Annotated in this window: 11 protein-coding genes and 1 tRNA gene; 6 read left to right on the top strand and 6 right to left on the bottom strand. The window is 62.6% G+C overall.

Going from position 1 to position 10,218, the window contains the following annotated elements:
* Positions 1 to 301: 301 nt before the first annotated feature.
* Complete coding sequence (locus tag DCO48_RS12340; protein WP_116550886.1) at positions 302 to 1,186, top strand: nitrilase family protein; 885 nt, start codon at positions 302 to 304, stop codon at positions 1,184 to 1,186.
* A 99-nt stretch (positions 1,187 to 1,285) separates the two neighbouring features.
* A complete protein-coding gene (locus DCO48_RS12335) occupies positions 1,286 to 1,852 on the top strand; it encodes a UPF0149 family protein (RefSeq protein ID WP_116550885.1) in 567 nt (188 codons plus the stop codon).
* 177 nt (positions 1,853 to 2,029) lie between these two features.
* On the opposite strand, the gene DCO48_RS12330 is transcribed toward DCO48_RS12335, so the two are convergent.
* Positions 2,030 to 3,238, bottom strand: coding sequence for an MFS transporter (locus DCO48_RS12330; protein ID WP_116550884.1), 1,209 nt, complete (start codon positions 3,236 to 3,238; stop codon positions 2,030 to 2,032).
* Positions 3,239 to 3,479: 241 nt separating this feature from the next.
* On the opposite strand from DCO48_RS12330, the gene DCO48_RS12325 reads away from it, so the two are divergent.
* Positions 3,480 to 3,554, top strand: a tRNA-Gln gene (locus tag DCO48_RS12325).
* A gap of 305 nt (positions 3,555 to 3,859) precedes the next feature.
* Positions 3,860 to 4,075, top strand: a complete 216-nt coding sequence (locus DCO48_RS12320; RefSeq protein ID WP_116550883.1) for a DUF3079 domain-containing protein — start codon at positions 3,860 to 3,862, stop codon at positions 4,073 to 4,075.
* An 8-nt stretch (positions 4,076 to 4,083) separates the two neighbouring features.
* Here DCO48_RS12320 and DCO48_RS12315 read toward each other — a convergent pair whose 3' ends face one another.
* From DCO48_RS12315 to DCO48_RS12300, 4 genes are all read right to left on the bottom strand, one after another.
* Positions 4,084 to 6,516: a TonB-dependent receptor gene (locus DCO48_RS12315; protein ID WP_116550882.1), complete on the bottom strand. Its 2,433-nt coding sequence runs from the start codon at positions 6,514 to 6,516 to the stop codon at positions 4,084 to 4,086.
* Between the two features lie 102 nt (positions 6,517 to 6,618).
* The gene (locus DCO48_RS12310) at positions 6,619 to 7,590 is read right to left on the bottom strand and encodes a FecR domain-containing protein (RefSeq protein WP_116550881.1); all 972 of its coding nucleotides are present in this window, start codon (positions 7,588 to 7,590) and stop codon (positions 6,619 to 6,621) included.
* Complete coding sequence (locus tag DCO48_RS12305) at positions 7,587 to 8,093, bottom strand: sigma-70 family RNA polymerase sigma factor (protein ID WP_116550880.1); 507 nt, start codon at positions 8,091 to 8,093, stop codon at positions 7,587 to 7,589. The genes DCO48_RS12310 and DCO48_RS12305 overlap by 4 nt, the downstream gene beginning before the upstream one ends.
* Before the next feature lie 153 nt (positions 8,094 to 8,246).
* Entirely contained in the window at positions 8,247 to 9,065 is an 819-nt protein-coding gene (locus DCO48_RS12300; protein ID WP_371919503.1) for a helix-turn-helix domain-containing protein, read from the bottom strand.
* A gap of 121 nt (positions 9,066 to 9,186) precedes the next feature.
* Here DCO48_RS12300 and DCO48_RS12295 point away from each other — a divergent pair, with 121 nt between their 5' ends.
* Both DCO48_RS12295 and DCO48_RS12290 read left to right on the top strand, forming a co-directional pair.
* Positions 9,187 to 9,504: a DUF2834 domain-containing protein gene (locus DCO48_RS12295; RefSeq protein WP_116550878.1), complete on the top strand. Its 318-nt coding sequence runs from the start codon at positions 9,187 to 9,189 to the stop codon at positions 9,502 to 9,504.
* Positions 9,501 to 9,929, top strand: a complete 429-nt coding sequence (locus DCO48_RS12290) for an MAPEG family protein (protein WP_116550877.1) — start codon at positions 9,501 to 9,503, stop codon at positions 9,927 to 9,929. The genes DCO48_RS12295 and DCO48_RS12290 overlap by 4 nt, the downstream gene beginning before the upstream one ends.
* A 21-nt stretch (positions 9,930 to 9,950) precedes the next feature.
* Here DCO48_RS12290 and DCO48_RS12285 read toward each other — a convergent pair whose 3' ends face one another.
* Positions 9,951 to 10,208: a hypothetical protein gene (locus DCO48_RS12285; RefSeq protein WP_116550876.1), complete on the bottom strand. Its 258-nt coding sequence runs from the start codon at positions 10,206 to 10,208 to the stop codon at positions 9,951 to 9,953.
* Positions 10,209 to 10,218: the final 10 nt, after the last annotated feature.

Raw genomic sequence — 10,218 nt, 5'->3', positions numbered from 1 at the left:
GCATCGCCGATGGTAGTGTGGGGTTTCCCCATGTGAGAGTAGGTCATCGTCAAGATTAAATTCCGAAACCCCTATCTGCTAAGCAGGTAGGGGTTTTGTTTTTATGGGCTGAAAAAGCCTGAGCGGGAGTACCTACCCTGTATGGGCTGGCTTGACGATGTATCAGGCCATTTCATAGAAGAACCTTCCCACTACGCCATGCGAAATTTCCCTCGACCTGAGCGGAAATGCCTGACTGTCAACCCCGCAAAGAAAATAGGTCTACTGACGTTCTTCTCACACGGAAAAGAAGGAAGACCTCATGTCTGTAGAAACAATTCCTGCCAGCCCAGTGCGCATCGCCGTCATTCAGTTCGACCCGCAAGTAGGCATCGATCATCGCGACGACAACCTGTGCAAGGGCATCGAGCTTGCCGAAGAGGCCGTCCATGAGGGGGCCAAGCTGCTGGTATTGCCGGCCTTGGCCAACACCGGCCGGGCCTTTCAGACCCGTGGCGAAGCCTTCGCTCATGCCGAAAGCCTGGCCGATGGCCAGAGCCTGCGACTCTGGGAGGCATTCGCCAACGAGCATAAGGTTTACCTGGTGGCTGGCTTTGCCGAGCGTGAAGGCTTCAAGCTGTACAACAGCGCCGTGCTTTTCGGCCCGGACGGACTGCTGGGGCACTACCGCAAAACCCATCTGCTCGGCGAGGAAACGTGCTGGTTCTCTCCTGGCAATCTGGGCTACCCGGTTTTCGAAACACCGCTTGGCCGTATCGGCTTGATGTTGTGCTCCGACCTTTGGTTTCCGGAAGTCCCACGCCTTCTGGCCCTGCAAGGTGCCGACATCATCTGCAGCCTGAATAGCTGGGAGTGGTCACCGATCCCGCAGAAGGGCGCGGGCGATGAAAGCATGGCCTTTCATCTGACTGTTGCCAGCGCCCACGTAAACAGTGTCTTCATCGCTGCCGCCAACCGGATCGGTAGCGAACGCGGCACGCGCTATCAAGGCAGTTCGCTGATCGCCAGTAGCGATGGCTGGCCGATCGCTGAAATTGCCGGGCTGGAGAGCGAAGTAATCCTCTACGCCGAGATCGACCTGACCAGCGCCCGGCAGCGGCGTCAGAGCACAATGCTGGCCGAACGGCGTACCGACCTCTATGGGCCCATGCTCGGTTACGGTCGCCACCCGGCCACGTCCCGCTGAAGGAGCCTGCGCCCGGTACTGGGCAATACGGAAAATGTCACGTGCCAGAGCGGCTGCTTGAGCTAAGGTGTGTGAAACGATGCCGACCCGGACGACGCCATGGATACCGTATTTCTGCACCCATTGAGCGACAAGGAAATGACTAGGCTCGACGACTTGCTGTTCAAGTATGGCAGCGACAAGGCCATTCGGACCCTGTCCGAGCTTGACGGCTTCTTTGTGGCGCTGGTCAGTTCGGCCGAGTTCATCGACCCGAGCGACTGGCTACATGTGATTGGCGGTCGTACACAGAAACTCAAGCGGGAAGCCGAGGAAGAGGCCTTCTATGCACTGTTGATGCGCTACATGAACAGTGTGGCCAATGACCTGTTCGAGGCCTGCGACGCGTTCGAACCGCTGTTCGTCGCCAGCCCGACATCCATGCAGCCCTTGGTGATGGTTGAAGACTGGTGCAGCGGTTACATGCGCGGCGTGCGCCTGTCAGGCTGGAGCGGGATCGGTGCAGGCTTGTCGAAAGAGCTTGCTGTCATCGCCACTCATGGCCTGAAGGAACATCAGGCCAACGTCGCCAGTATGAGCGTCGAGCAATACAACGCGTCCATCGAGGCGATCACCGAGGCCATGCGATCCTTGTATCGGCATTCATTGTCTTTGCGCACGGAATAGACGTTGTCAACGATACCTTCAAAGCTGATTCTTCTACCGGAGCATCCGGCAATACGTATTTCTGGCAGCCTGCTGCGTAATGACTTACTTGCCTGGCTACTCAGATCCATCTCGGCTGGCCCGGTTTTGGGCCTACCCGCTGCAGCCATCGACCGACACCTGCATTGAGCTGCGCTGTCAGGCAGGTGTCAGCCCGCGCTGCACCTGCCACGACAGTGGCAGTGTAAGCAGTAGCGTGGCTGCCAGGATCAGCAGTGCAAAGGGGATTGAAGTGGCATCCCCGAGCTGGCCGAACACGACCGGCGCCAACGCACCGCCGCCGATGGTGCCGGTGTAGAACAGCGCGAAGGCGTGCTCTCGTCTACCGGGCGCGGCCAGCTCCGGCACCACCCCATACAGCACGGAGGAGGTACCGTTCAGCGCCAGCCCCAGAAGCGGCAACATCGTCATCATCGCAGTCAGCGGCAAGTACACCACCAGCACGATCGACAGGGCGGTGACCGACTCGGTCAGCCAGACGGTTTTCATCATGCCGATGCGTGCGCCCAGGTACCCGCACAGCAACTTGCCGAAGGCGCCGCCGACAAACAACAGGCTAAGGGCCAGGCCGATGCCGGCGGTGCCAGCGCCTTTGCTGGTCAGTAGGAACGGTAGAAAGGTCAGAAAGCCCATGCGTACGGCGCTGTCCAGCGTGCCCGTCGCCAGCAGCGCGTGCAAGCCGTTCTTGGAGCCTTTGCCGGTAACGGCGGTGCCAGCCTTGAGCGGTGTGTGCGCCGCTGGTAGCGGCGTCGGTAGCAGCCACCACAGCACGCCGGCCGCCAGCAGGCCAAGCAGGCCCATCAGGCTGGCGCTGGCCTGCCAGGTCATCACCGTGAGCAGTAGGCCCACCAGCCCTGGGATCAACATCTTGCCGATGTCGCCGGCGAAGTTGTATTGCGCCAGGGCCTCTTTCACCTTGCCGCCATTCTCATGTGAGTCGCTAATGATCGAAGAAGCCAGCGGATGCTGTGGGCTTGCGCCCAGGCCGCCAAGCATCAGCGCAATCAGCAGCAGCGATAGCCCAGTGGCTTGCCCGACGAGCAGGTAAGCGCCGCCGGCGAGTGCCGTTCCGCCGATCAGTAGCCGTTCACGACCCCAGCGCTTGGCGATTCGGCTCGCCACCAGTTGGAACACGGCCATCGTCCCCGAGTAGGCGCCGCGCAGCAGACCGATTTGCGCGTAGCTCAGGCCGAATTGCAGTTGCCACAACGGCAGCAGCACATAGATCAGGTCGGTTAGGCCGTCATGCACCGCATGGGCACTGCAACCGGCGATCAATGTGCGCCGACGGGTACTGGTGTGGAGGGCGCTGGGGGCGGAGAAAGATCCATTTCTCAAGTCGTTCATGATGGCCGTTGTAACATCCTGAAACTTCATGTTCGCATTTAATCAGCAATGCAGACCCGCTGACTAGCGGCCCAAGCTCGCTGGTTTTATTCGGCTGAACCAGCAAATAGCTGTTTTAAAAATGATTTTTTCGGTTTAAGGCTTCCCACACGGCGCAAAAATTGATAAATTTCCGCCCACTCTTGCAGCGTTCAACGTTGCAACGTCAAAAGGAGTGCACAGCACTCGTCGCAACATCTACAGGGGCGTCGCCAAGCGGTAAGGCAGCAGGTTTTGATCCTGCCATGCGTTGGTTCGAATCCAGCCGCCCCTGCCATTTTTTATTCCTCTCGTTCATCCAGCACATATGCTGCGTTTGCCCCGCACACAGCGAGTGGAAATCTGCGCTATCCCGATTATGCGTCAGCCTCCCTGACGGCGATCAACGTCCTTGTGCCTGCCTCCTGGCCTTGTGCAAAACGCAATCCGACCCATCACGGTCAGCGCAGGCGCCGAGCCCGGCCAGTGCTCGAACTTGGGCGGTTGGCCTGTGCGGGAAAGGTTTGATTGGGGTCAAGGTTGCCACTGGGCTGGCGGAGTAGGTTACGGTTTCGTCCAGCCTGGAGCAGGGAGCCCGCAGCGATGGTCAAACCTTTTCCCGTCAACCCGAAACACCCCGAGCGGATCTGTTGGGGCTGCGACTGCTACTGTGCGGCCACGGCCCTGGCCTGCGGCAACGGCGCCGACCGTACCATGCACCCCGCCGAAATGATCGGCGAGGATTGGTATCAGCATGGTGAGTGGGGCTTCGAGCTGCCGATGATCAGTGGCAAACCCGCGGAAAAAGGCCCGCACTGAGCGCCTGATCAGAAGTCGGCTTTCACCGACAGGGTCATGTTGCGCGGCTCGCCGTAGAAGTTGCCGAAGCCCTCGGTACCGACCGTGGTGTAGTAGCGACGGTCGAACAGGTTGTTGCCGTTGAGCGCCAGCGACCAGGTGTCGTCGATGCGGTAACCGATACGCGCGTTCCACACCGCGTAGCCGCCTTCGGTGATGTTATCGCCACCCAGCGGCGAGACTCGATAGTTGCTGCTCTGCGCATTCACCCCGGCACCGATGCTCACGCGCTCCAGCGGACCGCTGAGCGCGTAGTCGCCCCACACCCGCAACAGGTGACGCGGCACGTAGGAGTTGTAGTCGACGCCATTCTGGCTGGCGTCGGCATCCTCCAGTTTCTTGGTCTGGGTGTAGGTGTAGCCGGCCAGCAGTTGCAGGCGGTCGATCACCTCGCCGCTGACTTCGGCTTCGAAGCCCTGGGCGCGAACTTTGCCCGAGTTCAGCTGGCAACTGCTGTCCGGGCACGCCGGGGCGTCCTGGGCGGCATCCTTTTGAATCGTGCGGAACAGGGTGAACGCGGAGTTGAGGCGACCCTCGAACCACTCACCCTTGATCCCCAGCTCATAACTCTGGCCGATCAGCGGTTTCAGGGTGCCACCATCGATGCTCTTGTAGCCACCCTGCGGCGTGAAGATATCGGCGTAGCTGGCGTACGCCGTGAGGTTGTCGTTGAGGTCGAACAGCACCGCAGCGAATGGTGTGACCTGCCCGGTTTCGGTCGACTGCGAAGGGTTCGGTGTACCTTCGCCGCGCCAGTAGGCGACGCTGTCGGTGTCGGACTTGTACCAGCTCACGCGGCTGCCCAGTACCACGGTCAGCGGGTCGGCCAGTTTCAGGCGGGCGATGGAGTAGGCGCCATACTGCTTGATGCGCATGTCCACCGGCCCGCCACGACTGGCGTTGGCCAGGTAGTAGCTCGGGTCCGGCTGCGGCAGGTGATGGTCGGGGTTGAACACATCCTGGCGTTGCTGCAGCGCGGCGACGGCGTAGAAGTCGTCCTTGTGCGAGCGGCTGGCGTTGGCGCCGACAGTCAGCTCATGCTGCTGACCCAGCGCGTCGAACTTGCCATCCAGGTAGGCGTCCAGGCCGTAATCGACCTGCTCGTAGTCATAGGTGCTGCCGAGCATCAGGGTGCTCGAACGGCTGGCACCCAGCGGTACGGCGCCGCTCGGGAAGGCGTATTCCATGTCCTGGGTATTTTTCGAATAGACCCCGGCCACCTTCACGGCCCAGTCATCGTTGAGCTGATGCTTGAGGTCGCCGAAATAGGTGCTGCGTTTACTGCGCTGGTTGTTCCAGGCGGTGTTCAGGCAGGTCGAGCGCTTGAGTTTGAGATCGCTGCCATCGGCGTAGCGTGGCAGGCCGCCCCAGCATGGGGTGGCGTCGACGTCTTCATAGGCCATGCCGATGCCCAGGGTAGTGGCGTCGCTCAGGTCCAGGTCGAGGGCGCCGTAGTAGATCTGGTCCTTACGCTCGGCCACGTCATAGAAATACTGCCGGCTCTGCTGGGTCACCACGGCGCGACCGCGCAAGGTCCCGGCATCGTTCAGCGGCCCGCCGGTATCGACCTGGCCACGGTAGTTGTCCCAGCGCCCGGCCGACAGCGACAGTTGGGTGTGCGCGGTTTCCTGGCCGCGCTTACGCACGAAATTCACCCCACCGGCGGTGCCGCCGGCGCCCTTCATCATCCCCGCCGCACCGCGCAGCACTTCAACCCGGTCGTAGATCGCCATGTCGCTATTGAAGCTGTCGGCCTGTACATAGCTGCTGCCGATATCCAGCGGCACACCGTCGTACTGGTACTGGCCAGTCATGCGGAAACCGCGGGAGTAGAAATACTTGCCGCCCATGGGCGAGTCGTAAACGGTAATGCCCGGGGTCTTCTCCATGACCTGTTCGATGGTGTTCAGGTTCTGGTCGTCGAGCATCTGCCGGGTGATGACCGTCACCGACTGCGGGGTTTCCTTGAGGCTGTGCACGCCCTTGCCGATGGTCACCGCCCGCGCAGTGTACGAGCCGCTACCCTCGGTGGTCGGATCGAGGCGGTGGTCGACGATGCTGGTGGCCTCCAGTTGCAGCGCCGCGCCGGCCTCGGGGGCCGGCTCGATGCTGAAGTTGCCCTGTGCGGTAATCCGCAGTTGCAAGCCGCTGCCGCTCAGGGCGCGGTCCATGGCCTGGGCCGGCGACATCTGGCCGATCACGGCGGGCGCCTGCTTGCCTTGCACCAGCGCCGGCTCCAGCGAGACGATCTGGCCGCTCTGGCTGGCAATCGCATTGAGGGTCTTGGCCAGCGGGCCGGCCGGCAGATTGAAGGTCAGGTCTTGCGCCTGCGCCAGGGCAGGGCTGGCCAGGGTTACCAGTGCAGCGGCAACGGAAAGGGCATGGGGCCACGGGTTGAGCACAGCGTTCTCCTGAAGGATGTGAAAGTGTCAGGAGATAGGTGGGACGAGAAATGAAAACCGGACACAAATAAGATCGATTTTCAAAAAATAATGTCCATCGGGTTACTTCGCACCAATCAGGGTTAACCAAGGGCCATAGCGATCGACCCGGATCGGCAGTGTTTCGGCCAGTGCCGCGAGTGCCCGTTCCGGCTCGTCGAGCGGTAACACGCCTTGCACACGTAGCCTGCGCACCTCTGGCGCGACGCGGACAAAACCACGCTGGTAGGGCCGCAGTGCGTCGACTACTTGCTCCAGGGGATCGTCCAGCACATTCAGTCGGCCGCTGATCCAGTCGGCGCGATAACGCTGGTCGCCGGCCAGTGGCACGATCTGCCGCGCCTGCAGTAGCGCCGATTGGCCTTCCTGCAAGTCGCGGCTACTGCCGTCGCGCAGGCGCAGCTGTACCGAATGCTGCAGCACCACCACGCGGGTGGCCTGCGCCTGTTGTTCCACCAGAAAGCGCGTGCCCAGTGCGCGCACATCGCCTTCGGCAGTACGCACGCGCAGCGGCCGTTGCGGGTCGGGCGCGACCTGGATCACCAGTTCGCCGTGGCGCAGGATCACCAGCCGTTGGCTGTCGTCGAAGCGCAGGTCTACCGCGCTGCTGGCGTTCAGGCTCAGGCGGCTGCCATCGGCCAGGTCGAAGTCCTGGCGCTGGCCACGGCCGGTCGCCAGGTCGGCCAGCAGCGAGTCGCCCAAGTGGGTTTGGGCGCCCAGCCAGAGGCCGCCGCCCAGCAGGCCAAGGCCACCGAGCATGCGCAGGGCATCGCGGCGCGAGGCGTGCGGTTGCAGCAGCACCTGGCGCGCCTCGCCGGCCTGGCCGGGCAGGCGTCGCTCCAGCGTGCGCACGGTATTGAACGAGCCGCCGACGCGCTCCTGCAAGCGTGCCCAGGCCTGGCCATGGGCCGGGTCCTGGTCCAGCCAGGCGTTGAAGCGCGCCAGCAGGGCAGGGGCCGGTGGAGTGCAGGCATTCAGGCGTACCATCCAGTCGATGGCCTGCTCGCTGAGCGGGTCCAGGCGCAGTGTGCTCATAGCGCCAGCTCGCTCAGGTAGCACTGGCGCAAGGCCTGTTTCATGTAGCGGCTGACCGTGCGTTCGGAAATGCCCAGCTGCTGTGCGATGGCCACGTAACTGAGGCCGTCGAGCTGGCTATAGAGGAACGTGGCCTTGACCACCTGCGGCAGGTCGCCGAGCGCACGGTCGATGGCCACTAGCGCTTCAAGCAACAGCAGTTGCTCTTCCGGCGACGGCGCCAGGGCCTCGGGGAGCGCCGACAGCCGCTCCAGGTACGCCAGCTCCAGCTTGCGCCGGCGGTGCCGGTCGTAGATCAGCCGGCGGGCAATGGTCGACAGGTAGGCCCGTGGCTGCTCGATGCTGTCCGGGTCGACGCGCGCCGAGAGCAGTTGGCAGAACGTATCGGCAGCGGTGTCCTCAGCGTCCGCATGATTGCGCAGACGCTGCTGGATGTGGTGCAACAGCCAGCGATGGTGATCGCTGAAAAAGAACGCCAGCTTGCTGGAAGGAGGAGGTTGCACCGATCGCTATTCCGGTTGGTATTGTGAATCGTTCTCGATAATACCTAGGAGATTGGGGCGACGGCAATCGTTGGTGTGAACGATCACTGCAAGGGGGCGTGAGGTGTCGGGCCAACGAGTCCCTTCAGGTGATGGTGGTCGTGAAGAATGACATCAACGTGGTTTCCTGATCGATGCCTCGAACGCCGAACGCATCACCTGCCAGGTCCGGCTGTCTGCCGGAATCAGATGCTCGATGCGCAGCGAGGCCAGGGTGATGTCCTGCGGCATGCCGAAGGTGGTGAACGTCGAGAGGAAATGCAGCTCGCCATGCGCCGAGCCGATCCGGGTCAGCACTAGCGGCGTTAGCTCGCTGGCATCGACGGCAGGGTGCGCGGGGGGCGGCAACTGGGCGAGCAGGCTGGCCAGTACCGGGTTGCCGAGCGCCTCGCGTGACGCTCGTTGCCAGGCCACGGCGCGGATTTCCTCGGCGTTGAGCAGGTGGTCGCCGAGCCCGCCGGGTTCGAGCAGGGTCACCAGCAGGTTCAGCCCGCTGCTCATGTCTACCGGCAAGTCGAGTAGGTCGAACAGCAGCGCAGTACTGGCATTGGCCGCGACCACCTCCCAGTTGCTGCCGAGCACAATCGCCGGGGCGGGGTTGTTGGCATGCAGCAGATGGTCGAGGGCGCCGCGTACGGCATCCATTGCCGCCGAGGCCAGCGGTGTCGCCTGATAGCGCGGCGCGTAGCCGGCAGCGAGGAACACTGCATTGCACTGCTCAAGCGGCACCTGCAGGGCCATCAGCAGGTTATGCAGGGTGCCGGGGCTGGCCTGGGCGCGGCCGGTTTCGATACAGCTCAGGTGCCGCTGCGACACCCCGCTGAGCAACGACAGGTCGAGCTGGCTCAATTGCGCCTGCCGCCGCAACTGGCGCAGTTGCTCGCCGGCGGCTACCGGCGGCGTGGAGCGGGGAAACGGCAGCGGCATGTTCATCGGGCAACTCTGGCAAGTGCGGCGGGCGCCGTCGATGACCTGCGAGGTCATTGCCGGCAGCGGAGCCCTATCATTAAGTTGCCAGCATCGTTGTGCAACCCGATTCTCCTGGGAGGAGACCATGCCCAAGCCGTACCTGGCCTTGTTTGCCCTGCTGGCGTTCACGCTCTACACGCTGTTCACCCTGCTGACCGCCGAGCAGTCGTTGCTCGCGTTCGGCCGGCAACTGCTGTCGCGCCCAGGCACGGCGCAGGTGCTGATCGATCTGTACCTGCTCGGCGCCATGGCCTGCGTGTGGATGTACCGCGATGCCCGGGCGAAGGGTCGCGGCCTGGCAGCGCTGTGGCCGTATTTTCTGCTCACGGCGGTGTTTGTTTCGATAGGGCCGTTGCTGTACATCGTGATCGAAGGTTTCGCGCGGCCGAGAGCGGTTGAATGAGCAGCCTGCTGGCGTTGTATGTGTTGTGCGTGCTGGTGCTGTTCGTGAAGATGTTCGCGATCTCGTGCTACCAGGGCTTTTTCCGCCTCCGCCATCGGGCGTTCAGCAACCCCGAAGACGCCGGCTTTCTGCACGGCATTGCACGCGAACAAGAGCTGCCGCCGGTTCGGCGGGCGGCCAGGGCCTGGGCCAACGATCTGGAGAACATTCCGCTGTTCTGGGTTTTGGGTGGGGTGTGCGTGCTGCTGAACACGTCGCAGGTGGCGACAGCCTGGATGTTCTGTGGTTTTACCCTCGCGCGGCTGTTGCACACGCTGATGTACCTGGGCGGCTGGCAGCCCTGGCGCACCATCGCCTATGCCGTGGGCGTGGTGTGCCTGTTCGGGTTGGCGGGGTTGCTGGGGGCTGCCGCGTTGATGAATTGAAGAGGAGGGCGACGGATTGGCTTAAGCCAGTTTGCGCTCGTTCATGCGCTCAAGCAGCGCTTGCGGGTGGATCCGATAGACGCCCACCTCCAGGCGTTGAGTAAATTTCTCGTAGGTGGGGCTGTGATCCTGGCTGATTTCGGAGTTGGCCAGGAAGACGCCGGTATAGCTTTCGGTCACCTCCTTGAAATGATGGATGAACGCCTGGCGAGTCACGACCAAGCCGTTGCCCAGTTGGCCATCGATTACAGCGTCGAGCAGTTTTTCGCGCAAAGTCATTTGATAACGC

Origin of the sequence: Pseudomonas sp. SDI, assembly GCF_003105155.1 — a bacterium.
In the GTDB taxonomy this organism is placed as follows: Bacteria; Pseudomonadota; Gammaproteobacteria; order Pseudomonadales; family Pseudomonadaceae; genus Aquipseudomonas.
Note: the sequence above shows the minus strand (reverse complement) of the source record. Positions and strands in the feature narration are given on the sequence as shown.

Coding starts and splice junctions, on each gene's coding strand:
- DCO48_RS12310 (WP_116550881.1), bottom strand. CDS start 7,590: ATGAGCACACTGCGCCTGGACCCGCTCAGCGAGCAGGCCATCGACTGG.
- DCO48_RS12285 (WP_116550876.1), bottom strand. CDS start 10,208: ATGACTTTGCGCGAAAAACTGCTCGACGCTGTAATCGATGGCCAACTG.
- DCO48_RS12290 (WP_116550877.1), top strand. CDS start 9,501: ATGAGCAGCCTGCTGGCGTTGTATGTGTTGTGCGTGCTGGTGCTGTTC.
- DCO48_RS12295 (WP_116550878.1), top strand. CDS start 9,187: ATGCCCAAGCCGTACCTGGCCTTGTTTGCCCTGCTGGCGTTCACGCTC.
- DCO48_RS12340 (WP_116550886.1), top strand. CDS start 302: ATGTCTGTAGAAACAATTCCTGCCAGCCCAGTGCGCATCGCCGTCATT.
- DCO48_RS12330 (WP_116550884.1), bottom strand. CDS start 3,238: ATGAACGACTTGAGAAATGGATCTTTCTCCGCCCCCAGCGCCCTCCAC.
- DCO48_RS12335 (WP_116550885.1), top strand. CDS start 1,286: ATGGATACCGTATTTCTGCACCCATTGAGCGACAAGGAAATGACTAGG.
- DCO48_RS12320 (WP_116550883.1), top strand. CDS start 3,860: ATGGTCAAACCTTTTCCCGTCAACCCGAAACACCCCGAGCGGATCTGT.
- DCO48_RS12300 (WP_371919503.1), bottom strand. CDS start 9,065: ATGAACATGCCGCTGCCGTTTCCCCGCTCCACGCCGCCGGTAGCCGCC.